Genomic DNA, 24898 nt, shown 5'->3' on the forward strand with positions numbered 1-24898 from the left:
GCGACACTCACGACCGTGAGTTATGCCGGAGACATCTCGCCGGAGGAGGCCTGGAAGCTCCTGAGCGAGAACCCCGATGCCGTGTTGGTCGATTGCCGCACCGATGCCGAATGGCGCTTCGTGGGGGTCCCGGATCTGACGCCGCTGCAGCGCGAGACGGTGTTCATCGAGTGGAACCGCACCGACGGCTCCCGCAACGACGGCTTCGTCGACGATCTCGTGGCCGCCGGCATCACCCCGGGGGAGAGGCCCGTGGCCTTCCTCTGTCGGTCCGGCAACCGGTCGATCGGGGCCGCCGAAGCCGCCACCGAGGCGGGCATCGGGCCGTCGTACAACATTCTCGACGGGTTCGAGGGCAACCTGGACGAGCACGGTCACCGCGGTGCCACCGGCTGGAAAGCCGTGGGCCTGCCGTGGAGGCAGTCGTGACCGAATCGCCTGGCAAGTCGGTGCGTACCCCCGCTGAGCTGCCCGAGGGCGTCAGCCAGGCCACCGTCGGCGTGCGGGGTGGCTTGCTGCGATCCGGGTTCGAGGAGACCTCCGAGGCGCTGTACCTGACGTCGGGCTACGTCTACGAGAGCGCAGCTGACGCGGAGAAGGCGTTCACCGGCGAGATCGACCGCTACGTCTACTCCCGGTACGGCAACCCGACGATCTCGATGTTCGAGGAACGGCTGCGGCTGCTCGAGGGCGCTCCGGCCTGCTTCGCGACGGCCACGGGCATGTCGGCGGTGTTCACCGCGCTGGGCGCGCTGCTGGGCGCCGGCGATCGACTTGTGGCCGCGCGCAGCCTGTTCGGCTCGTGCTTCGTGGTCTGCAGCGAGATCCTGCCGCGTTGGGGTGTGGAGACGGTTTTCGTCGACGGCGACGATCTGTCGCAGTGGGAGGAAGCGCTGTCGGTGCCCACGCAGGCGGTGTTCTTCGAGACGCCGTCGAACCCGATGCAGTCGCTGGTCGACATCGCCGCGGTGAGCGAGCTCGCCCACGCCGCGGGCGCACAGGTGGTGTTGGACAACGTGTTTGCCACTCCGATCCTGCAGCAGGGCTTCCCGCTGGGGGTCGACGTGGTCATCTACTCGGGCACCAAGCACATCGACGGGCAGGGCCGGGTGCTCGGCGGCGCGATCCTCGGCAGCAAGGACTACATCGACGGCCCGGTGCAGAAGCTGATGCGGCACACCGGTCCGGCGCTGAGCCCGTTCAATGCGTGGACTCTGCTGAAGGGCCTCGAGACGCTCGCACTGCGTGTGCAACACCAGAATTCGTCGGCGCACCGCATCGCCGAGTTCCTGGAATCCCACTCGTCGGTGAGCTGGGTGAAGTACCCCCTACTGGAATCGCACCCCCAGTTCGACCTGGCCAAACGGCAGATGACCGGCGGCGGAACCGTCGTCACCTTCGAGCTCGCCGGTGGCACGAAGGACCGGGCGTTCGAGGTTCTCGACAAGCTGCGCATCGTCGACATCTCCAACAACCTCGGCGATTCGAAGTCGCTGATCACGCATCCGGCGACCACGACCCATCGGGCGATGGGGCCGGAGGGGCGCGCGGCGATCGGCTTGGGCGACGGTGTGGTTCGCATCTCGGTGGGCCTGGAGGGCACCGAGGACCTGATCGCCGACCTCGATCAGGCGCTGGGTTAGGTGTCGCGCCGCTCCGAGCAGAAAAAGGCCCGCCGCAAGAAGCGGCAGGCAGGGCGTGAAGAGGGCTGGATTCCGGCGCGCATGCTCGAGCAGCTCGAAATCGCCTCTGATCTCGAGGCTTTCGACGAGCAGTTGACCGAGCGCGGGTGGGAGTTCTCCGAGGACGTCGACGACGAGACCGGTGCGGCGTGGTACTGGGTGCCGTCGGAGGCCGACGTTCCCGACGAGGACGACGTCGTCAACGTGACGGTCGCGTTGCTGACTCCCGAGGACGACGGCGAGATCGTGCACGTGGTGTTCGTCGGGACGGCCGACGACTACCAGTTCGGTGTCGAGGAGTTCTTCGCCAACCTCGACGCCATCGAGGCCTACCGACTCGGTGATCCGATACCGGAGTTCGCCTGACGCACGATCGCGGCGCTGACCGCCTCGGGCGCGTCCAGCGGCACGAACGTGCTGGCGCCGGGGACGTCGATCACGGTCGAGTTCGGGAACAATGCCGCCAGTCGGCGACCCAAAGCCGTTGTGAAGCAACGGTCCTCGGTGCCCCACACGATGGTGACGGGCTTGGTGAACCGGTGCAGGCGCGGCGCGGTGTCTGTCAGATCGGTGCGGCCGATCCCGCGGGCCAGCGCGGCGAAGTCGCCGGCGATGCGTCGATCGGTACGGGCCGGGGTGAGCCACGACGCGGTCAGGGCCGGATCCAGCGTGCGGGCGAGCAGGCCGAAGCCCAGTGGGGAGTGCCGCAGCGCGGTGACGCCCATGGGTGCCATCAGCGCGCTGGTCGTGATCCGGGTTCGCATCGCCGCGAACACCGCATTGAACGGAAACGGCGGAAACTTATCGAACGCATCGCAATTCGTGAGGACGAGCCGCCCGATCCGTTCGGGGTGCGCATCGATCAGGAACTGGCAGACGCCGCCTCCGGTGTCGTTGCCGACCAGGATCACGTCATCGAGATCCAGCTCGACGAGGAACTGGTGCACCAGGTCCGCGATGCCCTGGGGCGTCAGGACGGTGCGGTCGCCGACGGGGATGCGGTGGGCACCCAACGGGAGATCCGGCTGCAGGCACCGGAATCCGCGTGCTGCGAGGTCGGTGGCCACGGCATCCCACAGCCGGGAGTCGACCAGGGCGCCGTGCACGAAGACGACCGGCGGGAAGGCCGGGTCCGCCGGACCCGACTCGCGGAACTCGATGGTGGCGGCTGGCAGTTCTACGGTGGGCATACCGGCTATCCTTTGCGTCGACATTTACGAACACTGAGTATGAAAGTTACGTACTGACTGTATGGAAGTCAACCCTCGGCCTCGCCGTACCCAGGCGGAGCGCACTGCCGCGACCCGCGCGAAGCTACTCGGCGCATCGCGAAAGCTGTTTGCCGTCAACGGTTTTGCCGACGTGTCGACACAGGAGATCGTCGCTACCGCCGGTGTGACGCGCGGTGCGCTCTACCACCAGTTCGCGGACAAGGCCGAGCTGTTCGCGGCGGTGTACGAGGAAGTCGAAGCCGAATTGGTCACCCAGATCGCCACGCGGATCGCCGAGGCCGAGCCGGCTGACCACTTGGCGGCGATGCGGACGGGCGCCCGGCTCTTCCTGGATCTGTGCTCGGCACCCGACGTGCAGCGGATCGTGCTGATCGATGCGCCCGCAGTGCTCGGCTGGCAGCGCTGGCGCGAGGTGGGGATGCAGTACGGGCTCGGCGTGGTGGAGGCGATGTTGGCGCAGGCGATTGCCGACGGTGTGATTCCCGAGCAGCCGCTACGGCCGACGGCGCACGTGCTTTTGGGCGCGCTGGACGAGGCGGCATTGTTCATCGCGCGGGCACCGGATCAGGCCGCGGCGAAATCCGACATGTACGCGGTCTGCGACCGTCTGATCGACGGGATCGCGCGCTAGTTCTTGTCGGAGCCTTCGACGACGCCCTGAGCTGCCTGGGCGCGTTGCTCGTAGCCTGCGCGCTTGGTCTGGTCGAACTCGAGGAAGACGTTGTCCAGGCCGAGCTTTCCGTTCAGCCACCGCCGTCCACGGGGTCCCAGCATCTGCGCAGCCTGGGCGGTGAACCGCAGGGCCGGCGGCACCGACACGTGCGTCTTCGGCTTGTTCAGCGTCTTGACGATGGCCGCCGCGATGTCCTCCGGCTCAGCGGGTTTGATGGACATCTCCTTGGTTCCAGAGATCAGCTCGGTGTTGGTGAACGGCGGCATCACGACCGACACGTGCACACCGTGCGGCGCGACTTCGTCGGCAAGTGCAGCAGACAGGCCGACGACGCCGAATTTCGCGCCCACGTAGACGACCTGACCGGGCACGGGGATGACGCCGGAGAGCGACGCGATGTTGATGATGTGGCCGCGGCGGCGGGCGATCATGTCGGGCAGGGCCAGCTGGCAGCCGGCGATCACGCCGTAGAGGTTCACCTCGATCGACGAGCGGATGGATTGCTCGGACTGATCGAGGAACGGACCGATCGGCATGACGCCGGCGTTGTTGATCAGCACGTCGATGTGGCCGCCGCCGTCGGTGCGGGCCTTGTCCAGGAATGTCGCGAAGGATTCGCGGTCGGTGACGTCGAGGGGATAGCCCGACGCGGGGCCGAGGTTGGAGAGCTTGGCGACCGACGACTCCTGGAGGGCGACGTCTCGGTCGCCGATGACGACCCGTGCGCCGCGCTTGAGCAGCGCTTCGGCGGTGGCGTAGCCGATGCCCCGCGCGGCACCGGTGATGGCGATCGTCTTCCCGCGGATGTTGTCCATGTGGGGCGACTTTACACGTGTCAAGTTTGGCCGGGAAGGGGGTTATCCCCAGGGGTTGTTTCATCCACAGGCTGGGTTTTTGGTGAAGCGCGACGGGCTTGGCTGCGGGTAGATTCGTACATGTGTTCGATGTGGGGCGGGTGGCAGACGCGGATCTGGTCGAGGTGATGACCAGCTCCACGGCCGCGGCCGCGCGCGCTGAAGCGGTCACGCTGGCCGCGATCGCGGAGCTGTGGCGGCGGCGCCGTTGCCCGGAGCGGGAGCGGTGGGTGTGCGCGGACTGGGACGCCGCCGCCGCCGAGATCGGGTGTGCTTTGGGGATGGGCCCGGGGCGGGCGTCGACGCTGATGGACCTGGCGCTGGCCGTGCGTGACCGGTTCCCCGGCGTGGGGGCCCTGTTGGCCGACGGGCAGGTGACGATGGACGTGGTCAAGACGATCGTGTCCCGCACCGCGCTGGTCCTCGATCCCGCTACTTTGCGGCTGCTCGATGGGCATTTCGTCGACGCTGTGGCGGGGTGGGGGGTGTTGTCGCAGAAGAAGCTCGAGGCCGCTATCGATGTGTGGATCGAGACCTACGATCCGGATGCGGTGCGGCGGGTGCGCACCCGGTCGCGGGATCGGTCGTTCACCATCGGGGATCGCAGCGATGCTGATGGCGTCACCAGTGTGTACGGGCAGTTGGCTGCCTCGGATGCGGCGCTGCTGGCGTCTCGGTTGGCGATGATGATCGCTTCGGTGTGTGAGTTCGATCCGCGCACGCTGGATCAGAAACGCGCGGATTCGGTCGGGGCGATCGCCGCTGGCGCCACCGCGTTGACGTGCCGCTGCGGGCGCCCCGACTGCGCCGCCGCGCGGGTGGATGACGGGCGCGCCTCGGCGATCACGATCACCGTGATCGCCGACCAGGCCACCCTCGACGCTCAACCCGATCCGCAGCTGCACGGCGAAACACCCAAGCCCGCCTCCACGCCACGAAACACCGCGCCCACCGCGGAGCCGGCCGAGCCCGCCGCCGAGGCCGTCGCCGAGGCCGTCGGCGATGTCGACAACGCAGCCGGCGAACTCGATTCGGCGACAGCACCCGTCGCCTCGCCGCCCGCCGCTACACAGTCCCGGCGCGCGGCGCTGATCGTGGGCCCCGGCGGGGGCATCGTGCCCGCACCGCTGCTGGCCGAACTGATCGCTCATGGCGCGACAGTCCGTTTCGTCGGTGCCACCGAGGGCCTGGCCACCGACGGCTACCGACCCTCCGCCGCGCTGGACCGCTTCGTCCGCGCCCGCGACCTGACGTGCCGCTTCCCCGGCTGCGACCGACCCGCCACCCACGCCGACATCGACCACACCGTGCCCTACCCGGCCGGTGCGACGCATCCGGCGAACACGAAATGCTATTGCCGCCAGCATCATTTACTGAAAACCTTTTGGGAGGGGTGGACCGAACGCCAAACCCCCGACGGGCGCCTGTATCTGATCAGCCCGACCGGCCACGCCTACACCACCGCGCCGCTCTCGGGGCTGCTGTTCCCCTCCTGGAACACCCGCACCGGACCACCACCGGCGACCACCACCACCACGCAGCGACCCACCCCGGGCCGCCACCTCATGATGCCCACCCGCGGCCGCAGCCGCACCCAGAACCACCTCGCCTACATCCACCGAGAACGCGAACTCAACCACCACGAACGCGCTCAAGAACGCGCCAAATCCGCAGCAGAACAACACAAGTGGAACGACTACCTCGCGCCACCCGCTGATGCCGTCGATGGCGACCCACCACCGTTCTGACAAACGTGGTCATACCGGTCGTGATGCCGCCACCACTGATACGGCGGCGACTGCGGATATCCCGGCGGGGAGTCCTCCCACGTCTCCTGCCGCCCCAGCGCTGTGATGTCGAGGAGGTTCCAGGTGCCGACGAACGCCTCGTCCCCGCGATTGTTGACGAAGTAGGTGCGGTACACCTCGTCGGTGTCCGGGTGTCGGATGAACGCGTTCGTGCCGTGCCATTCGTCGACGTCGAAATCGGCATCGAAGAAGCCATCCTCGCTGTCCAGCATGGTGAACCACGGAATCGTCCATCCCATACGGCTTTTGATGCGCGCGATGTCGGCCTGCGAGCCTCGGGAGACATACACGAACGTGGTGTCGCGGGCATGCAGATGCGACAGATCCGGAACATGATCGGCCATCAACGAGCACCCCACGCAGCCGCGCTCCGGCCATCCGCCGACTCCGGGGTCCATGAACGCCCGGTAGACGATCAGCTGACGCCGGCCCGCGAACAGGTCCCGCAGCGTGACCGACCCGTCGGGACCGGAGAACCGATACTCCTTGCGCACCGCAGTCCACGGCATCCGCCGACGCATCGCCGCGAGTGCGTCACGCGCCCGGGTCAACTCCTTCTCGCGAACCAGCATCTCCGCCAACGACTTCTGCCACTCCGTTGCCGACACGATCCGAGGCTCCATCGTCACACCGTCCTCCCAACGTTCAACATTTGAGTTGAACGTCAGAGAACCATCAGCCGCCGCTATAGTCAACAGAATGGTTGAAGATCTTCTCGATCGCGCCTATGCCGCCCTCGCCGATCCGACGCGACGGCGGCTCCTCGAAACCCTCCGTACCGGCGACGCCCGCATCACCGACCTGGCCGCGCCGCTACCGATGAGCTTCGCGGGCGTCTCCCGGCACGTCGCAGTCCTCGAGGCCGCCGGCCTGGTCCGTCGTGAGATCCGCGGTCGCGAACACTGGCTCTCGCTGGACCCCGGCGGGCTCTCTCCGGCCCGGCAGTGGATCGACGAGCAGACCGAGTTCTGGTCCGACCGCGCTGACGCCCTCGCCCGACGACTCCGCTCGAAGACCCGATGACCCAGCCTGTCGTGCGCATCCGCCGCGTGATGCCTGCACCTCCCGACGCCGTGTTCGGCGAATGGCTGGACCCCGACGCCCTGATGGACTGGATGTGTCCGCGCCCGACGCGCTGTGTCGCCGTCACCGTCGAACCTCACGTCGGCGGCCGCGTGCGTTTCGACATCGACGACTGCGGCCGCTCGGTCCTGATCTCCGGCCAGTTCCTCGTCGTCGACCGACCCGGCCACCTGCGATTCACCTGGAGCCACTCGGGCTGGGCCGACCCGAGCGCCGCCAGCGTCGTCGACGTCACCTTCGAACCCCACGGCGACCACGAGACCGTGATGTCGATCGAGCACACGCTTCTGCCTGCCGAGGCGGTCGACGACCACGACCACGGCTGGTCCGTCAGCGCCGACCAACTCCGGCAGCTCCTGACGCAGCGCCTCCGCTTCGTTGCCGTCGGTCAGGACGATCCGCTGGCTGCCCCGCTCATCGACGAGCTGGCCGTCGAGTACGCCGACCGCTACGGCGGGCAACGCGATCGAGTGCACGCGTGGCTGCGCGGCTACCCGGCCGCCGAGTTCGATCCGCCCTCCGGTGGTCTGCTGATCGGACTGCTCGACGGACGGCCGGTGACCGGCGGAGCGTTCCGGCGCTTCGACGACACCACCGCCGAACTCAAACGCATCTGGACCGACAGCCGCCATCGCCGTCGCGGCCACGCCAAGGTGTTGGTGAAACAGCTCGAATCTGCCATCGCGGCACGCGGATACACCCGCGTCTACCTCACCACCGGCGACCGCCAGCCCGAGGCAGAAGCGCTCTACGAGTCGATGGGGTACACCCGGCTCGACGAGCCGCTGCCGTATGACGGTGAGACGTATCCAGTGGCCTTTCTCAAAGCCCTCACCTAGCGCGGGCCTATAGGCTTGCCGCTGTGTCGCAGGCGACGGTGGGCTGGCTGATGCTGGCCGCTGCTGCGCTGACGTTCGTTTTCGGCGGGCTCTCCCGGGTCTTCGTCGGGCGCCGTCGGCATTCCGTGGGTGTCCAGCGGATGGTGCGCGTGTTCCGCCGCACCGGCATCGCGCGGGTGCTGTTCGGCCGCTTCGACGACGACGTGCTCAACGACGACGAACTCGACACCATGATCCTGATGCCGGCGATCGTCCTCGCCTGCGGCCTGGCCCTGACCGCGATCTTCCTGCTGGGCTACGACACGCTGGTGTGATTCACGGCTTCGCCGTGGCGGCATAGGCGGCGTAAGCCGCCTCCGCCACCGGACCCCGCCACACCGGCCCGTGGCCCGGCAGCATCACCTCGGCCTGCACCTCGGCGAGGACGTCGAGGCTGCGACGGCAGGCCGCCTCATCGTGGTTGAACAGCGACGGCAGCAGCTGCGGGCCGGAGCGCGGCGCCACCGGGTGATCGGTGATCAACGCGTCCCCACTGACCAGCACGCCGTCGACCAGATACGAGCAGTGCCCGCCCGTGTGCCCCGGCGTCGCGATGATCTGCGGCGCTCCCGGCAGTCCGGCCGCCACCTCGTCGGTCAGCGGCTGCGCCGTCGGGATGCCCTCGTGAGTGAGACCCCCGTTGCGCACCAGCGCCAACGACCACAGCAGGTACGACGGCCGCCAGGCGCGGGCGATGACGTCGCGCGGCGACGCCTGCTCGAGGTAGTCGCGCCGAACGTGCCCCACCTCGGCGCTGTGGCAGTACACCGGCGTGCCGTGCTCGCGAGCGAACCAGATCGCCGAGCCGAGGTGATCGACATGGGCGTGCGTCAGCAGGATCGCGCGCACATCGGACGGGCCGAAACCCAGGCCGGACAGGGAAGCCAGAACCTCGCCGCGGTCACCGGGATACCCCGCGTCGATCAGGATCACCCCGCCGTCCCCTGCGACCAGCGCCCAGTTCACGAGATCGGTGTGTGCGAAGTGCACGCGGTCGGTGACGGCCGCGACAGCCAAGCTCATGACGCGAGTGTAGAAACATAGTCATGGCTGAACTGAAACTGGGCTACAAGGCGTCGGCGGAGCAGTTCGCGCCCCGTGAACTCGTCGAACTCGCTGTCCTCGCCGAAGAGCACGGCATGGACAGCGCCACCGTCAGCGACCACTTCCAGCCCTGGCGCCACGAAGGTGGGCATGCCCCCTTCTCGCTGGCCTGGATGACCGCCGTCGGTGAGCGCACCAAGCGACTCGTGCTCGGCACCTCCGTGCTCACCCCGACCTTCCGCTACAACCCGGCCGTCATCGCCCAGGCGTTCGCGACGATGGGCTGCCTGTACCCGGACAGGATCTTCCTCGGCGTCGGCACCGGCGAGGCGCTCAACGAGATCGCCACCGGCTATGAGGGGGAGTGGCCGGAGTTCAAGGAGCGCTACGCCCGGCTGCGTGAGTCGGTCCGGCTGATGCGCGAGCTGTGGCTCGGCGATCGCGTGGACTTCGACGGCGAGTACTACAAAACCAAGGGCGCCTCGATCTACGACGTGCCCGAGGGTGGCATCCCGATCTACATCGCCGCGGGCGGACCTCAGGTGGCCAAGTACGCGGGCCGCGCCGGCGACGGCTTCATCTGCACGTCGGGCAAGGGCGAGGAGCTGTACAAGGACAAGCTGATCCCGGCCATGCGGGAAGGCGCGGAGGCCGCGGGCAAGAATCCCGACGACGTCGACCGGATGATCGAGATCAAGATCTCTTACGACACGGATCCCGAACTGGCGCTGGAGAACACCCGGTTCTGGGCGCCGCTGTCGCTGACTGCCGAGCAGAAGCACTCCATCGACGATCCGATGGAGATGGAGAAGGCCGCCGACGCGCTGCCGATCGAGCAGGTCGCCAAGCGCTGGATCGTCGCCTCCGATCCCGACGAGGCCGTGGAGAAGGTCAAGGACTACGTCGGGTGGGGCCTCAACCATCTGGTGTTCCACGCTCCGGGCCACGATCAGAAGCGCTTCCTGGAACTGTTCCAGCGCGATCTCGAACCGCGGTTGCGCCGCCTGGGATGATCCGTGTCCTCGCGACGGTGCTGGGCGTGCTCGGCCTCGTCGTCGCCGCGGCCGGCATGGCCGCCCGGTATCTACCGCTGTCCAATCAGCCGCTGCTGATCGCCGCTGCGGCGGCGCCGTACCTGCTGCTCGCCGCGCCCGTCGCCGCGGTGCTGCTCCTCGTGGGCCGACGCTGGCTGCTGGTCATTCTGGCCGCCGCGCTGACCGCGGCCGCCGTGGTGGTGTACCTGCCCCGGTACCAGGCACCGGGGACGCCCGAGCGTCAGGACGTCGACATCCGCGTTCTCACCACGAATCTGGCCATGGGAGAAGCGGATCCGCGGGCATTCGCGGCGCTCGCGAGGGAACGGGCCGACATTGTCGCCGTGCAGGAGATGACGCCGCAGGCGGCGGCGGGGCTGTCCAGCGCGGGCATGGACGTCGCCTTCCCCTACCGAGTGATCGCGCCCGCTCAGCTGGCGTCCGGTATCGGTGTCTGGAGCCGCTACCCGATCGTGAACTCCGGTCGTATCGACGGGTATTCGTTGCCGATGATCGGTACCCGCGTGCGCATTCCCGGCGTGGCCGTCGACGCGACCGTGCTGTCGGTGCATGTGGCCGCGCCCTGGCCGCAGGACATCAGCCACTGGCGCGGTGACATCGCTCGGCTCCCCGACACGCTGTCCGATATCGGTCGCACGGCCGGGGCCGGCGCCGTGATCGTCGCCGGTGACTACAACGCGACCGCGGACATGGCGCCGTTCCGGGCGTTGCTCACCGGTGGGTACGCGAACGCCGTTGCCGGCGGTGGACTGCTGCGTACCTACCCCCAGAATCGCGTGGTGCCGGCTCTTCTCGGCATCGACCACATCCTGACCAAGAACGCGGACGCGGTGTCGGTGGCGACGGTGGACGTGGCCGGCACCGATCATTTGGGCCTGGTGGCCACCGTGAGCGTGCCGGTCGACATGACCTCGAGCTGATTCTGCGAGACCGGCCGTCCCGTGGTCCGGTACACCCGGAACATCTCGTCGGACGTCGGTCCGTCGGTGGTGTACCCGAGTGCGGCGACACCGGCGCCGTCGTCCCAGAGCGACGGGTAGCGGCGGTTCAGCGCATCCGGCACGTTCCGGCCCGGATTGGTGGCGACGATGTAGCGAATCCCGAAGTCCCACGGCCGGTTCAGCGCGGCGACGAAGTCGTAGTCACTGGTGATCACGAACTGTTTGGGATGTTCGGAGGACAGCCAGATCCCCCAGGTGAGGAACGTGTCCATCAACACCGACCCGTCCGGAAGGTCCTTGCTGTCGAACCACTGGGCGAGGCGCCTCTCGCTGAGCAGCCGGCGCCGAGCCGGATCCTCGCCCGGGGGATGGGCTTGCGGGTCGAGAAGCGATGCGAAGCCCGCCTCGAGTTGGCCGTAGGCGATGTCCTGGTCCACGATCAACGGCGTGGTCACCGGAATCGCCACCACCACCGAGGCGCTCACCAGCGCGGCAGCCGTCACCCGGACAGCGGTCTGCTTCTGCCAGCACGACAGCCCGACACAGATCACCATCGGGATCGCCAACAGATAGAACCGGAACCAGCCGAACGTCAGTGAATCATGTTGTGCGACTGCGGCGAAGGCCAGCGTGGCACCGAACACGACGACCGGTACCAGCGGTGCGGCACGCTTGCGCGCCACGGCGACCACCACGGCCACCGCGACGGCGACCCCGACCAGCGGTTGCATCCCGAACAGCCGGGATGCCACCACCGACCACTGCGCCCCGGCGTCGGCCGTGCCGCGGGCGAGCCGGCCCGCGACCTGGCTGGCATTGCCGTACTGCGAGGACAGCGTGGCGAAGAACTCGTCGTTGATGATCCAGCCGGTGATCGCCCACACGAAGAACGCTGTCACGACGGGGAAGGCGACGATCACGACGTCCGCCGCGGCGGCCGACCAGCGGACCTCACGGGGGGACCGCCGCCACGTCATCACGGCGACGAGGCCCACTGCTGCCGCGGCCGCCGGGATCACCTCGTAGCGCGCGAGATAGCCGACGCCCAGGGCGATTCCGGCCCACCCGACATCGCCCACCCACCGGCTGGTGCACCAGCGCATCAGGTAGCGCACGCACCACAGCAGGCAGAACATCTGCGCGGCCTCGCTCAACCCCGAGGCGCCGTAGATCACGATCATCGGGTGTAATGCGAAGCCGGCCGTGGCGACGCGACGCAGGAGCGGGGAGACCCCGGCGTCGAAGGCGATCCGGCGGACCATCAGTGCCGCGCCGGACATGAAGAGCGCGCTCTGGATCACCCCCGCGAGCCCCGCGTGTTTCAGCGCGGACAGTCCGGGGCACTGGCTCAGCCACACCAGCGGGAGCTCCACCAGGCTGGGCAGCGGATTCCACACGAAGCCGATGGCCGACAGGTGGGGGTGCCTGGACTGCAGGGCGAAGCCGGCGTTGGCCACCCGGTTCGGGGCGTCGGGCTCGAAGATGTTGTACCGCAACACCAGAATCGACCCGACGACGGTGTAGAGGAGGCAGAGCGCGCCGAAGAGCGCGACGTCGGGCCACCGGCGTGACGGGCTCACGCGCGGCGGCGGCGGATCAGCACTGTCGCCACGGCGGCCACGGCGGCGGCGCCGACGGCGGCGATGCTCGCCCAGGCCCACCACTGCCATCCCTCGCCCGGTGCGGGCTGGTGGGGCATCGAATCACCCTCGCTGACGGACAGAGTCACCGTCTCGCCGGCGATGCCGGTGGCGACGACGTCGCCGGTGAGCGATCCCCACCGGTTCGGCAGGCCGCGCACATGATCGAGCGTGGCGTCGACCAGCGTCCAGTCGCCGGTGCCGGTGACCGCGACCACTGCTCGGCCGCTGTCGGTGAACGCCTGGACCATACCCAGCGGTGCGTGGAGGTCGACCAGCGTGGTGGCGGCCGACGACGGGGCGCTGCCGACGTCCACGGTGTCGGCTGTGCCCGGCAGCAGCGGCGGATGCATCCCGGCGTCGGCCAGCCCGCGCCCACCGCTCACCACGAGTGTGCTCGAGCCCGAGGATGCCGCATCGGACAGTTGGGTCACTCTGGGCCGCAACGTGATCTGCGTCTGCTGAGCGATGAGGTTCAGAGCGGCGGCGGCGTACCGCAGGTGCTCGGGGCTGTCGATCGCGACGTCGAAGTCGGGTGTGAACGCCATCGGCAGGGCCGCGAAGCCACCGCGATTACCCGCGCCGGGCCGCACCGTCACCGTGGACTGCGGATCGATCGAGAACGTCACACGATCGCTCAGCGGCGGGCAGTCCTGGCGGGGGATGTAGCGCAGTTCCACGGCCAGCCCGACGTTGGAGGTGATCGATTCGGCCGGGATGTCACCGGTGATGTCGAGGGTGCCGGAACCGTCGAGACTGTGGGTGGCCAGCACGGTGTCCCCCGAACGCACCAGCACCGATCCTTCGCCGCCGACGACCGGGGTGTAGTGGGCTTTCAGGTGCACCGCGGCCCCGTTGATCGCGCCGACACCGAACGCGGCGGCGTCGAAACCGGTGTAGAGCGTGGTGGTTCCGACCACCGAGGCCTGGGCCGAGATGCCGAGCTGACCGAACGTCTTCATGGTCGAGGACACGTCGGAGGCCTCCCGGCTCGACACCAGCGTCGCCGAGTTCCCCTGCGCCAGGCCGAGCCGCCGGTCGGTGAACAACCCGACCTGTGTGGCGAGCTGATCCCCGGTGCCGGTGATCGCGAGGACGGCGGCCGGGGTGCCGGGGTTCTCCACCGTGATGCCGGGACGGCCGCCGTCGCGGATGTCGATCACGCGGGTGGTGCCCGAGAGTGACTGCAGCGAGACCACACCGGGCTCTGCGCCGGTGCTCACGTCGATGCGGACCGGCATCGGCCGGTAGAGCCGGGTGAGCTTGGCGACCAGATCCAGTGCGGCCTGGGCGACGGCAGGCGAGGGGGCGGGGTCGACGCGGATCACCACGTGGTCGAGGTAGCCGGGAAGGAAGCCGGCGACGGTGGTGGGGTCGGGCGCGGGTCCGGAGAACGTGGTGGCCAGGCGGCTCAGCGTCACCGCGGGGGGCTGCGTGCACGTCGTCGCGGCGGGTCCGGTGTCGCGGACGACGAAGCTGAGTCTCGTTCGCCCGTCGACCACCTGGGCGGCTGAGGTGTCGATCGTGAACGGGACACTGATCGCGCCGGCGGGCAGTGGGATCACCCCCAGCACGACACCACGACCGTCGATGACGTCGACGCGGCCGTCGGTGACGTTGACGATGGAGCCGACCTCACCGGTCAACAGAGTCGGGGTCACCCCGGTGGGCACCGGAACACTGACGTCTGCAGGCAGGTTCGCGCCGATGATGTCCATTCGATCGGAGAGCCCCAGCTGCGCCCAACCGATCGCCGGCGTCACCGACGGACCCGCCACCGCTTCCACGTACGGTTCGGCTGCGGCGGGCGAGACGCCGGGCAGGACGGCCAGACTGGCGGTCACGGCCAACGCGGTGACCAGGCGGGGGAGGCGTCGGGAAAGCGGGAGCGTCATCGAGGGGAACCTTCCGTGGGGACAGTCGTGGGTGTGTCGAGCGGGTGGCTGAGTCCGTGCACCGTCTTCTCCCAGAAGGAGGGCCGAAACACCAACTGGTAGATGGCTTTCAGCGCCGCGATCGACTGCAGCACCCAGTACAGCGGGGTCAGCAGCGCGGCCCAGGCGAGATGCGGCTTGCCGAGCGCTCGGGTAACGATCACCCCGGAGTAGACCGACAGCGGCGAGCCGATGAGGAACAACGTCAAGCACACGTAATAGGTCATCGGCGGGAACAGCATCTCGATGAACGGGGGCCGGCCCAGCACCCAGACCAGCAGCGCGAACCAGAACGCGATGTTCACCGCACTGGTCAGCGGGACGCCACCGGTCATGTTGATCAGGCGCAGCGTGGCTTTGGTCCCGATCGTGCGATGGAGCCCGACGGGATCGCGCAGAGCCACGAGCATGGTCTGCAGGTAGCCCTTGTACCAGCGGGACCGTTGGCGTATCCAGTTGACCACGTCGGAGTTGGCCTCTTCCAACGTGATCGAGTCCAGGATCAGCGTCCGGTAGCCGTGCCGGGCGAGCCGCACCCCGAGATCGGCGTCCTCGGTGACGTTGAACTCGTCCCAGCCGCCGATCTCGCGCCAGACCGAGACCCGCATGTGGTTCGAGGTCCCGCCCAGTGGCACCACACACCGGGCCTGCTCGACGGCGGGCAGCACCACGCCGAACCACTGGTCGTACTCGAGCGAGAAGAACCGGGTGAGCAGGTTCTGCCGTTCGTTGAAGTAGCCCAGCCGGGCCTGCAGGCATCCGATGTCGGCGGGCAGCTGCCGGAAGGCGGCTGCGGCACGGCGCAATTGCAGCGGATCGGGAATGTCCTCGGCGTCGTAGATGGTGAGCAGCTCACCGCGCAGATCAGGCAGGGACATTCCGTAGTTGCAGGCCTTGGGCTTCGTCTTGGGTTGGCTGTGCGGGACGATCACGACGCGCACGGAGGTCAGGTCCGCATCCAGTAGTGCCGTCTGGGTGGCGATGTCGTCTTCTTCGACGAGGAGCAGGATCTCGAGTTTGTCTGCCGGGTAGTCGAGCTTGCCGACACCGTTGATCAGGTTGGACACGATCGAGGGTTCGTCGTAGACCGGAAGAAGTACGGTGTAGACGGGCAGGTCGTCGTCAGGGATCGCCAACGCCTCGTCGGCGTCGATGCGGATCAGGGCTGAGGCATGAAGACCTCTGAGCAGCAGCAGGTTTCGGTCCAGGCTCGACACCAGGTACAGCAGAGCCGCCAACGCGGTCACGGCAGGCAGGATCACGTGCGGCCAGCAGGCCACGGCGGCGACGACCGGAACCGCGGTCAGCCCGGTGCGGAACAGGGTGCGCCGGCCCAACAGGGTGCGGGCGGACAGATGCTCCGCGAGGTGATCAGACATTGGCCACCGCGGCCACCTGAGCGACGACGGCGCGGGCCCGCACAGCGACCAGCTCGTCGACGTCCCCGGTGTCGTCGGGTTGCTGGCGGGCCAGCCACAGCAGAGGGCGCACCGACGCGGCGGGCATCGACAGGGGTGTGGGAGGCGGGACCGCTCCGGTCAGCGACTGACTGACGATGACGGTGATCCGCTGGTACAGCGTCCCGCTGGTCCAGGTCCAGGTCACGGCGTACCAGGGCGCCTCGGCCACGGTGGTGACGGAATCGGCGTTGCTGTGCAGGATTCGCGCGCCGTCGGGCATCGGCTGCGGTGCGGGGCGGTAGTCCAGAGGGCGGGCCGACGGGTACCAGACCGCGTCGGCCAGGTCGTGTAGAGCGCCCGCGTCGGGCGTGCTCATCACGTCCACGGCCGCCGCGGGCAGCCCGTCCACCGGGAGAATCGAGAAACGCCGAAGCGTGCTGTCCGGACCGAGGTAGCGGGTGATGAACGGGAAATTGCGCGGGGTGCCCCACGCTGTGCGCTGGATCCACCCGGGGTCGACCGATACGGCGGCGGCGCGCGATGGTGGGGCGGGCGCGGTGACCAGGGGCAGAGCCGCGGCCAGTAGGACCAAGAACGCCATCGCCGGCGCGGACCGCGTGGGCAGCGGAAATTCCTGCGGGACGGAGGCGTTGATGCCTCGGACGGCCAGCATCGTCGCGACGGGTAGGACGGCGGTGACGAGCATCGTCAGCCCGTTCGACTGTCCCGTTCCAGCGGCTGCCCACACCATCAGCAGACCGAGGCCGAGGCAGGCCACGGCGGCCACCGAGCGTCGGCGCCACGGCACTCCCGGGGTCCCGATCGCGACCGCCACGGCGCCGATTCCCGCCGACACGGCGGCCGCCGCGCGGACGCTGCCGCCGAGCTCTGCGGTGAGGAGCAGGAACGGCAGTGGAGTGGCGGTGGCCAGGGCGAACACCCAGACGGCCCACATCCGCACCACGTGCCGGACGCCGAAGAGCAGGATCAGCACACACGAAAACCAGATCACGCCAGTGAGTGCGGGCAGGCGCCACAGCCCGGCCAGTGTGGGCAGTCGCTCGGCGAGGACCGCGATCCCTGCGACGCCGGCGACGCCGAGGAGGACTGCGACGATCCAGTCCGACTCGGCGTCGCCGACGCCACAGGGCGGGTTCCGGTGACCGGCTGCGAGAGCGACGAGCAGCACGGGGACGGCCAGCAGGTAGGCGCAGCGCGACTCACCAGGTAGATCTCGGAATAAGCCGAGGTAGAGCGGTGCCCACCCGGCTGCGCTGAGCGCGGTCGCGGCGAGCATGCGCACCACGAACGGGCTGATTCGGACGGCTTCGGTGACCGCCTCACCGGTGGCTGGCAGCGCTCGCAGAGCCCTCGTACTGCGCAGGTCCAGAACGGCCACGACACCCCCTCTGTCGAAAAAACCCCGAGTTGTGCAATTTCAGCGATTCGCTTCAGAACGCTAATTAACGTCTCTGTCAGCACGTTGTACGCAGTGAACCATGTTCAGCAAACTCAGACAACTTACTGCGGAGTAAAATCGATCCCTACGGTTCCGTAATGTGCGGCACAAGCCACCGCGCTGGCCATCGCGCCGGGGATCGGGCAGGCTTTCGATGTGCCTGACGCTCCTCGGACTGCAACAGCGATCTACGTGGCCTCACCGGAAGGTGACACCGGAAAGTCGACGATCGCGCTGGGCATCCTGCACCGGCTCGCGGCGACCGTCGCCCGCGTCGGGGTCTTCCGGCCGATCACCCGCATCAGCGAGGGGCGCGACTACATCCTCGAGCTGCTGCTCACCCACACCACCGCGGGCCTGTCCTACGAGGAATGCGTCGGGGTGAGCTATCAGCAGCTGCACGACGATCCCGACGGCGCGCTCGCCGACATCGTCGACCGGTTCCACCAGGTGGCCGACCGGTGCGATGCGGTGGTGATCGTCGGCAGTGACTACACCGACGTCGCGACCCCCAGCGAGCTCTCCACCAACGCGCGCATCGCAGCCAATCTGGGTGCCCCTGTCGTGCTCGCGGTCAGGGGGCTGGGCCGGACCTCGGAACAGGTGGCCCAGGTCGTCGGCCTGTGCATCGACGAGATCGCCGCCCAGCACGCGCACACCGCGGCCGTGGTGGTCAACCGATGCGACCCTGCCCAGCTCGGTCAGGTCGCCGACGCGCTGAGCAGCGTGACGCCGCCGAGCTACGTATTGCCCGAGGAGCCGCTGCTGGTGGCCCCCTCGGTGGCCGAATTGCAAACCGCCGTCGAGGGTTCGGTGGTCAAGGGTGACCACGCGCTCCTCGTGCGCGAGGCGGAGGACGTGCTGGTGGCGGGAATGACCGCCGAACACGTCTTGGAACGGTTGACCGAAGGCGTCGCGGTGATCACCCCCGGCGACCGCTCGGACGTGGTGCTCGCGGTGCTGAGCGCCCATGCCGCCGAAGGCTTTCCGTCGCTGTCCTGTGTCATCCTCAACGGCGGGCTGCCGCTGCATCCGGCCATCGACGCGCTGGTGAGCGGGCTCGGCCTGCGGGTGCCCATCCTGCAGACGCGGTTCGGCACGTTCGAGACCGCCAGCCGCGTCGCGGCGACGCGCGGCCGGGTCACCGCGGATTCGCCTCGCAAGGTCGACACGGCGCTGGCGCTGATGGACACCTATGTCGACACCGCAGATCTGTTGGCGCGCTTGACCATTCCGATCCCCTCGGTGGTCACCCCGCAGATGTTCACCCACCAGCTGCTGGACCAGGCGCGCAGCGATCGGCGCCGCATCGTGCTCCCGGAGGGGGACGACGACCGCATCCTGCAGGCCGCCGGCCGGCTGCTCAAGCGCAACGTCGCCGACCTCACCATTCTCGGCGACGAGCAACAGGTGCGGGCCCGGGCGGCCGAGCTGGGCGTGGATCTGTCGGCAGCAGACATCCTCGACCCGCAGCGCAGCGAGCTGTGCGACCAGTTCGCCGAGCAGTACGCCGAGATGCGCAAGCACAAGGGCGTCACCGTCGAGCAGGCCCGCGAAACCATGCACGACGTCTCGTATTTCGGCACGATGCTGGTGCACACGGATATGGTCGACGGCATGGTCTCCGGCGCCAGGCACACGACCGCGCACACCGTCCGTCCGGCGTTCGAGATCATCAAGACACTGCCCGACACCTCGACGGTGTCGAGCATCTTCTTCATGTGTCTGGCCGACGAAGTGCTGGCCTACGGCGACTGCGCGATCGTGCCCGACCCCACCGACGAACAGCTCGTCGACATCGCGCTGTCATCGGCACGCACCGCCGCGCAGTTCGGCATCGAGCCGCGGGTGGCGATGCTGTCCTATTCCACCGGCACCTCGGGCAGCGGGGCCGACGTCGAAAAAGTCAGGAAGGCAACTGAATTGGTCCGGATGCGCGATCCTGAACTACTGGTGGAGGGGCCGATCCAGTACGACGCGGCGGTGGAGCCGTCGGTGGCTGCCACCAAGATGCCCGATTCGCCGGTCGCCGGGCGGGCGACCGTGCTGATCTTTCCCGACCTGAACACCGGTAACAACACCTACAAGGCCGTGCAGCGCAGCGCCGGTGCGATCGCGATCGGTCCGGTGCTGCAGGGTCTGAACAAACCCGTCAACGATCTGTCCCGCGGCGCGCTGGTCGAGGACATCGTCAACACCGTGGCGATCACGGCCATCCAAGCCCAGGGGCGCAGCTGATGCCGGATACCGTCCTGGTCCTCAACTCGGGCTCGTCGTCACTGAAATACTCTGTCGTTCAACTGGATTCCGGGGCCACCGTGGCCGACGGGATCGTCGAGCGCATCGGCGACGATCCGAAGGTGCCCGACCACCGCGCCGCGCTCGACGTGGTTCACGAGGCGCTCGCCGGCGACGGCCACCGCCTCGACGAGCTCGGCCTGGTGGGGGTGGGACACCGCGTCGTGCACGGCGGCCCCGATCTGTACCGGCCCACCGTCATCGACGACGACACGATCGAACGCCTGAAACGTCTGTCCCCGCTCGCCCCCCTGCACAACCCGCCCGCGCTGCTCGGCATCGAGGTCGCCCGCGCGGCGCTGCCCGACCTGCCGCACGTCGCGGTGTTCGACACCGCGTTCTTCCACGACCTGCCACCCGAGGCGGCTACCTACGCGATCGACAACGAGGTGGCCGAGGAATGGCACATCCGGCGCTACGGCTTCCACGGCACGTCACACCAGTACGTCAGCGAGCAGGCCGCCGCCTACCTCGACGTCCCGCTGGCCTCGCTGCGCCAGATCGTGCTGCACCTGGGCAACGGCGCGTCGGCGTCGGCCATCGTCGGTGGCCGGCCTGTCGAGACATCCATGGGCCTGACCCCGATGGAGGGGCTGGTGATGGGCACCCGCTCGGGTGACATCGACGCGGGCATCGTGATGTACCTGTGGCGCGAAGCGGGAATGTCGGTCGAAGACATCGAGACCATGTTGAATCGCCGCTCCGGCGTGCGCGGCCTCGGCGGGGAGATCGACTTCCGGGAGTTGCACCGGCGCATCGACGCCGGCGACGCCGACGCCCGGCTCGCCTATGACGTGTACATCCATCGGCTGCGCAAGTACATCGGCGCCTACCTCGCCGTGCTCGGCGGGGCTGACGTCATCACGTTCACCGCCGGGGTGGGGGAGAACGACGCGCTGGTGCGCCGCGATGCACTGTCGGGGCTCACCGCGTTCGGGATCGAGATCGACGAGCATCTGAACGAGAGCCCGTCCCGCGCTGCGCGACGGATTTCGGCGGCGGGTGCGGCGACGACGGTGCTAGTGGTCCCGACCGACGAGGAGCTTGCGATTGCTCGGGCGTGTGCGGACGTACTTGGCGGAGTCGGCGGCGACGGGTAGCTCGCGGTGCGGATCGCAGATGCGCAAAAGCCGCAGCACGTGCGAGCCCGCCAGCAGCGACCAGCGCACACCCGCCCGGCTGCACAGCACGTCGACGTGGGTGAGCGCGGCGAACCCGGCGGCGCCGAAGAACTCCACGGTCTGCAGGTCGAGGATCAGCCTGCGGGAGTGGCCGAGCCGCTTCTCGATGTAGTGGGCCAGCGCAGTGGCGTTGGCGGCGTCGATCTCCCCGTGGATGGTGACGAGCACGGTGTGCGGCGGCAGCTCGCAGGCCGAGAAGGTCGCACGGTGTTCTTCCTCGCGCAGATCGAACGACGTCGGATCTGGGCGGAACACGCGCTGAGTGCTCATCGCCGTCTGTTCATGAGAGGCCTCCCGGGGCGAGATGCCGGAGTGGGGGATAGCAGCCCTGCGGTCTGAAAGCGTGGCGATGACGATACTACGGATTTCGTAGGTTGACCATAATCTTCGCTCGATTGGCCGAGGTGACGGCGACCGCCTGCCATCTGTCAGTAAAGGTATAGACGCTATCGCAACGGATTTCGTCGTCAGCGTCAAAAGGTGGACATGGGCCGCACACTGTTCGCGAGGTCGATCAGCGCGTAGCGGTGTGCCTGCGTCGGCGCCACCCGCGCGAGGCTCCGCAGCGATGCCTCCACGCCCAGTTGCAGCCCGTGTTCGGTGAACGGGAAACCGAGGATGTGGTTGGTGCTCGCGGTGTGGTCGGCGAGCCAGTCCATCGCGGTGCCCAGCACCAGCGCGCGGATCTGCAGCACTCGCGGTTCGGTGTCCGGCAGTGCCTCGACGCGGCGGGCCGCGTCGCGGATGTGTTGTTCGGTGATCTCCCCGCTGGACCGGCCGGACAGCAACGTCACCGCGCTCGTCAAGCGGGCAGTCGTGAAATGTCGTGAGGTGGCGGGTACTTCGTCGAGCGTGCGCACCGCGGCGTCGCGTTCGCCCGCCGCGGACTGGGCTCTCGCGAGCCCGAACCCGGCGGAGATCACGCCGTTGTCCGTGCCCCACACGGTCTTGTAGAACTTCTGCTCGTCGGCGTTACGCGCCAGCTCCGCGGTCGCGGCCAGCGCCAGCTTCGGGGCGAGCTCACCGGGCAGGGTGTCCAGCACGTCCGTGAAATACTTTGTCGCGGAATCATAGTCGGCGGTCAGCAGGGCGGCGACGGCACGGAACCAGACCAGCCGCCACCGCCAGCCGACCCGCTCGGCCAGCTCGTCGAGCTTGCGGGTCGCCTTGGCGACATCGCCGAGGTCGAGCAGCGCGCGGACCTCCATCAGCGGTAGCTCGATCGACTGCGACAGGTCGATCCCCTCCGAGTCCAGCGCGCCGTGCCGCGCAGCCCGCAGCGAATCCAGCGTCTGCACAGGCTGACTGAGCACCGTCGCACTCAGGATCGTCGCGCCGACGTCGGTCGGGTCGACCAGCGGCACCTGCAGCGCGCGCACGATCTCCTGCGCCGTCAGCTTCTCCGAATGGACCTGGCCGTCGAGATACACGTCGGTGTGGGCGACCAGCAGATCCACCCCGAACGTCGATCGCGACCGGCTGAACGTGGTGGACAACCCCGGCCGCGGCAGCCCGGTGTCCTGGGCCACCACCTCACGCAGCACGCCCATCAGCTGGCTGGACATCTCCTCGGCGCTGGCGAACCGCCGCCGGGGGTCGGGATCGATGGCGCGGCGCAGCAGGCGGCCGAACGAGTCGTACTCGGCGAGCACCGGATCGTCCTCGGGCAGGCCGTCGGCGTAGCGGCCCTTGCGGGTACGCATCCGCAGCGTCAGCGCGGCCAGCGTGCGACCCACCGTGTAGATGTCGGTGGCCACCGTCGGCCCGGTTCGCACGATCTCGGGAGCCTGGTAACCCGGTGTGCCGTACAGGTATCCGAACGAATTGATGCGTGACACCGCGCCGAGGTCGATCAACTTGAGCTGATCCTCGGTGACCATGATGTTCTCGGGCTTGAGGTCGTTGTAGACCAGGCCGATGGAGTGCAGGTAGCCCAGCGCGGGCAGGATCTCGAGCATGAAGCCGATCGCCTCGGCCACCGGCAGCCGGGTCCGCTCACTGGATTTGAGGTGGGTGGCCTGCTTGAGCGAGGTGCCGCCGACGTACTCCATCACGATGTAGCCGACCGGATTGCCGTGCTTGTCCTCGTGCTCGACGAAGTTGTAGATCTTCACGATGCCGGGATGGGTGACCTGGGCCAGGAATTGACGCTCGGCCATCGCGATGGCCTGGGCCTCGGCGTCCCCGGAATGCACCAGACCCTTGAGCACGACCGGGCGGTCGTTGACGTTCTTGTCGAACGCCAGGTACACCCAGCCCAGGCCGCCGTGCGCGATGCAGCCCTTGATCTCGTACTGGTCGGCGACGATGTCGCCGGCCGCCAACTGCGGCAGGAACGAATACGCGCTGCCGCAGTGCGGGCACCAGCCCTCCGACAGCGCCTTGCCGTCCTTCGACGATCGGCCCACCGGCCGGCCGCAGTTCCAGCAGAACCGTTTCGACTCGGCGACCACCGGGTCGGTCATCAACGCGGTCAACGGATCTCGCGCCGGCACTCGTGGGATCTCGACCAGGCCGCCGCCGAGGCGACGGGTGGGGGACAGCGTGCGCGTCAGCGTCGTCGCCTGATCCTGCGGTTCGGTGTCCCCGGTGTGGAAGCCGGAATGGAACGTGTCGTCATCGTCGTCGTCGTCGAAGTTGGGCCGGAACACCGCCTGGGTGGCCATCGGCCGCATCGTCGAGATCGAGTCCTCGTTCAGCTCGGCCAGATCGGCGAACGAGGCGGGCTGGGTGCCGGGATCCTCGGCGGTGTCGTCGCTGTGCTGCTCGGTCATCAGTCCGAATACCTCGCCACCGGCGGAGAGGGGGCGGGCCCCAGTACCGTCAACCACTTGCGGTACAACGTGTTCCACGTGCCGTCGCGGCGGATGCGCTCCAACGTCCCGTTGACGAACCGCACCAGGCCGGGGTTGTCGAGGTTCACTCCGATCCCGTAGGGCTCCTGGTTCATCGAGGGTCCGACGATGTGCAGGTACGGGTCCTGGGACACCAGCCCGGCCAGGATCGAGTTGTCGGTGCTGACCGCGTCGACCTGGCGCTGCTGCAGTGCCACGAGGCAGTCCGCCCACGTCACCACCCCGACGATGATCGGTGGCGGCGCGATCTCCTGGATGCGCTGCAGCGACGTCGTGCCCTTGGCCACGCACACCCGCTTGCCGGACAGATCCTGGGCGCGGCGGATCGTCGAGTCCCTCGGGGCCAGGATGCGCTGATCGGCGGTCAGGTACGCCGTGGAGAAGTTGACCAGCTTCTTGCGCTCGCACGTGATCGTCATGGTCTTGACCACCACATCGACCTCGTTGTTACGCAGCGCGGCGATCCGGTCGGCCGACGACAGGATGCGGTACTCCACCTGCGAGGGCGTGCCGAAGATGTCTCGGGCGATCTCCCCGGCGATGTCGACGTCGAATCCGGTGATCTCGCCGGTGATCGGGTCGCGGAAGCTGAACAGATTGCTGCCGATGTCCAGGCCGACGATCAGCCGGCCGCGGGCTTTGATGTTGGCCACGGCGTCGTCCGCCTCGGCCTCGGTGTCGAAGGGCCGCAGGCTCGCCGTGCGGTCGCACTGGTCATCGGGCAGCGACGGCGGCTGCGCCGGACCGGGCGGCAGCTCGGCCATGCCCGACGGGGACGGCGGCGCCAGCGTGACCGTCGGCGTCGGCACCACCGGCGCGCTCTGCCCGCACCCGGCCAGGAGCAGCGCAGCCACCGCGATCGCCGCCAGCTTCTTCACGCG

At 68.4% G+C, this 24898-nt stretch carries 23 protein-coding genes and 1 pseudogene; 13 read left to right on the forward strand and 11 right to left on the reverse strand.

Annotated features, from left to right (window positions below):
• The first annotated feature begins 15 nt into the window (after positions 1–15).
• From ACZ50N_RS02545 to ACZ50N_RS02555, 3 genes are read left to right on the forward strand one after another with little or no spacing between them, the layout of a single operon-like run.
• The gene (locus tag ACZ50N_RS02545) at positions 16–429 is read left to right on the forward strand and encodes a rhodanese-like domain-containing protein (protein ID WP_046365642.1); all 414 of its coding nucleotides are present in this window, start codon (positions 16–18) and stop codon (positions 427–429) included.
• Positions 426–1643 (forward strand): O-succinylhomoserine sulfhydrylase, encoded by a 1218-nt coding sequence (locus ACZ50N_RS02550; protein ID WP_046365655.1) that lies wholly within the window; start codon positions 426–428, stop codon positions 1641–1643. Before ACZ50N_RS02545 ends, ACZ50N_RS02550 begins: the two co-directional genes overlap by 4 nt.
• Positions 1644–2048, forward strand: a complete 405-nt coding sequence (locus ACZ50N_RS02555; RefSeq protein WP_073682640.1) for a hypothetical protein — start codon at positions 1644–1646, stop codon at positions 2046–2048. It abuts the gene before it with no gap.
• Here the strand turns inward: ACZ50N_RS02555 and ACZ50N_RS02560 are convergent.
• Positions 2012–2872 carry an alpha/beta fold hydrolase gene (locus tag ACZ50N_RS02560; protein WP_464474551.1) on the reverse strand — a complete coding sequence of 287 codons (861 nt, stop codon included), beginning with the start codon at positions 2870–2872 and terminating at the stop codon, positions 2012–2014. The genes ACZ50N_RS02555 and ACZ50N_RS02560 overlap by 37 nt on opposite strands.
• 61 nt (positions 2873–2933) lie before the next feature.
• On the opposite strand from ACZ50N_RS02560, the gene ACZ50N_RS02565 reads away from it, so the two are divergent.
• Entirely contained in the window at positions 2934–3545 is a 612-nt protein-coding gene (locus ACZ50N_RS02565) for a TetR/AcrR family transcriptional regulator (RefSeq protein ID WP_073682642.1), read from the forward strand.
• Here the strand turns inward: ACZ50N_RS02565 and ACZ50N_RS02570 are convergent.
• Positions 3542–4402, reverse strand: a complete 861-nt coding sequence (locus ACZ50N_RS02570) for an SDR family oxidoreductase (protein ID WP_046365646.1) — start codon at positions 4400–4402, stop codon at positions 3542–3544. The two genes, ACZ50N_RS02565 and ACZ50N_RS02570, sit on opposite strands and share 4 nt — an antisense overlap.
• A gap of 122 nt (positions 4403–4524) precedes the next feature.
• On the opposite strand from ACZ50N_RS02570, the gene ACZ50N_RS02575 reads away from it, so the two are divergent.
• Positions 4525–6189 carry an HNH endonuclease signature motif containing protein gene (locus tag ACZ50N_RS02575; RefSeq protein ID WP_464474552.1) on the forward strand — a complete coding sequence of 555 codons (1665 nt, stop codon included), beginning with the start codon at positions 4525–4527 and terminating at the stop codon, positions 6187–6189.
• Here the strand turns inward: ACZ50N_RS02575 and ACZ50N_RS02580 are convergent.
• Complete coding sequence (locus ACZ50N_RS02580; RefSeq protein ID WP_464474553.1) at positions 6138–6872, reverse strand: DUF899 domain-containing protein; 735 nt, start codon at positions 6870–6872, stop codon at positions 6138–6140. The two genes, ACZ50N_RS02575 and ACZ50N_RS02580, sit on opposite strands and share 52 nt — an antisense overlap.
• A gap of 76 nt (positions 6873–6948) precedes the next feature.
• Between ACZ50N_RS02580 and ACZ50N_RS02585 the strand changes: the two genes are divergently transcribed.
• The 4 genes and pseudogenes from ACZ50N_RS02585 (at position 6949) to ACZ50N_RS02600 (ending at position 8485) form a co-directional block, all read left to right on the forward strand.
• Complete coding sequence (locus tag ACZ50N_RS02585) at positions 6949–7272, forward strand: ArsR/SmtB family transcription factor (RefSeq protein WP_464474554.1); 324 nt, start codon at positions 6949–6951, stop codon at positions 7270–7272.
• Positions 7269–7691, forward strand: a pseudogene (locus ACZ50N_RS02590) (SRPBCC family protein); the annotation flags it as partial. The gene ACZ50N_RS02585 and the pseudogene ACZ50N_RS02590, both read left to right, overlap by 4 nt.
• A complete protein-coding gene (locus ACZ50N_RS02595; RefSeq protein ID WP_464475749.1) occupies positions 7689–8171 on the forward strand; it encodes a GNAT family N-acetyltransferase in 483 nt (160 codons plus the stop codon). The pseudogene ACZ50N_RS02590 and the gene ACZ50N_RS02595, both read left to right, overlap by 3 nt.
• Positions 8172–8221: 50 nt before the next feature.
• On the forward strand, positions 8222–8485 hold the full coding sequence (locus tag ACZ50N_RS02600; RefSeq protein WP_046365659.1) for a hypothetical protein: 264 nt from the start codon (positions 8222–8224) through the stop codon (positions 8483–8485).
• Between the two features lies 1 nt (position 8486).
• Here the strand turns inward: ACZ50N_RS02600 and ACZ50N_RS02605 are convergent, their stop codons facing one another.
• Positions 8487–9233 (reverse strand): MBL fold metallo-hydrolase, encoded by a 747-nt coding sequence (locus ACZ50N_RS02605; protein WP_464474555.1) that lies wholly within the window; start codon positions 9231–9233, stop codon positions 8487–8489.
• 23 nt (positions 9234–9256) lie between these two features.
• Between ACZ50N_RS02605 and fgd the strand changes: the two genes are divergently transcribed.
• Together fgd and ACZ50N_RS02615 are read left to right on the forward strand one after the other, a co-directional pair.
• A complete protein-coding gene (gene fgd / locus ACZ50N_RS02610; protein WP_046365650.1) occupies positions 9257–10267 on the forward strand; it encodes a glucose-6-phosphate dehydrogenase (coenzyme-F420) in 1011 nt (336 codons plus the stop codon).
• A complete protein-coding gene (locus ACZ50N_RS02615) occupies positions 10264–11229 on the forward strand; it encodes an endonuclease/exonuclease/phosphatase family protein (protein WP_464474556.1) in 966 nt (321 codons plus the stop codon). The genes fgd and ACZ50N_RS02615 overlap by 4 nt, the downstream gene beginning before the upstream one ends.
• Here the strand turns inward: ACZ50N_RS02615 and ACZ50N_RS02620 are convergent.
• From ACZ50N_RS02620 to ACZ50N_RS02635, 4 genes are read right to left on the reverse strand one after another with little or no spacing between them, the layout of a single operon-like run.
• Complete coding sequence (locus ACZ50N_RS02620) at positions 11175–12830, reverse strand: hypothetical protein (protein WP_464474557.1); 1656 nt, start codon at positions 12828–12830, stop codon at positions 11175–11177. The genes ACZ50N_RS02615 and ACZ50N_RS02620 overlap by 55 nt on opposite strands.
• Entirely contained in the window at positions 12827–14785 is a 1959-nt protein-coding gene (locus ACZ50N_RS02625; RefSeq protein ID WP_464474558.1) for a hypothetical protein, read from the reverse strand. The genes ACZ50N_RS02620 and ACZ50N_RS02625 overlap by 4 nt, the downstream gene beginning before the upstream one ends.
• Positions 14782–16203 (reverse strand): glycosyltransferase family 2 protein, encoded by a 1422-nt coding sequence (locus ACZ50N_RS02630; protein WP_048423490.1) that lies wholly within the window; start codon positions 16201–16203, stop codon positions 14782–14784. Before ACZ50N_RS02630 ends, ACZ50N_RS02625 begins: the two co-directional genes overlap by 4 nt.
• Entirely contained in the window at positions 16196–17623 is a 1428-nt protein-coding gene (locus ACZ50N_RS02635; RefSeq protein ID WP_464474559.1) for a hypothetical protein, read from the reverse strand. Before ACZ50N_RS02635 ends, ACZ50N_RS02630 begins: the two co-directional genes overlap by 8 nt.
• Before the next feature lie 216 nt (positions 17624–17839).
• On the opposite strand from ACZ50N_RS02635, the gene pta reads away from it, so the two are divergent.
• Positions 17840–19921, forward strand: coding sequence for a phosphate acetyltransferase (gene pta, locus ACZ50N_RS02640; RefSeq protein ID WP_464474560.1), 2082 nt, complete (start codon positions 17840–17842; stop codon positions 19919–19921).
• Positions 19921–21081, forward strand: a complete 1161-nt coding sequence (locus ACZ50N_RS02645) for an acetate kinase (RefSeq protein WP_048423489.1) — start codon at positions 19921–19923, stop codon at positions 21079–21081. The genes pta and ACZ50N_RS02645 overlap by 1 nt, the downstream gene beginning before the upstream one ends.
• Here the strand turns inward: ACZ50N_RS02645 and ACZ50N_RS02650 are convergent.
• The 3 genes from ACZ50N_RS02650 to ACZ50N_RS02660 form a co-directional block, all read right to left on the reverse strand.
• Positions 21001–21432 carry an STAS domain-containing protein gene (locus tag ACZ50N_RS02650; protein ID WP_464474561.1) on the reverse strand — a complete coding sequence of 144 codons (432 nt, stop codon included), beginning with the start codon at positions 21430–21432 and terminating at the stop codon, positions 21001–21003. The two genes, ACZ50N_RS02645 and ACZ50N_RS02650, sit on opposite strands and share 81 nt — an antisense overlap.
• Positions 21433–21635: 203 nt before the next feature.
• The gene (locus ACZ50N_RS02655; RefSeq protein ID WP_073682649.1) at positions 21636–23936 is read right to left on the reverse strand and encodes a serine/threonine-protein kinase PknG; all 2301 of its coding nucleotides are present in this window, start codon (positions 23934–23936) and stop codon (positions 21636–21638) included.
• Positions 23936–24895 carry a glutamate ABC transporter substrate-binding protein gene (locus tag ACZ50N_RS02660; RefSeq protein ID WP_073682650.1) on the reverse strand — a complete coding sequence of 320 codons (960 nt, stop codon included), beginning with the start codon at positions 24893–24895 and terminating at the stop codon, positions 23936–23938. The genes ACZ50N_RS02655 and ACZ50N_RS02660 overlap by 1 nt, the downstream gene beginning before the upstream one ends.
• Positions 24896–24898 lie beyond the last annotated feature (3 nt).

The organism is Mycolicibacterium obuense (assembly GCF_055397605.1).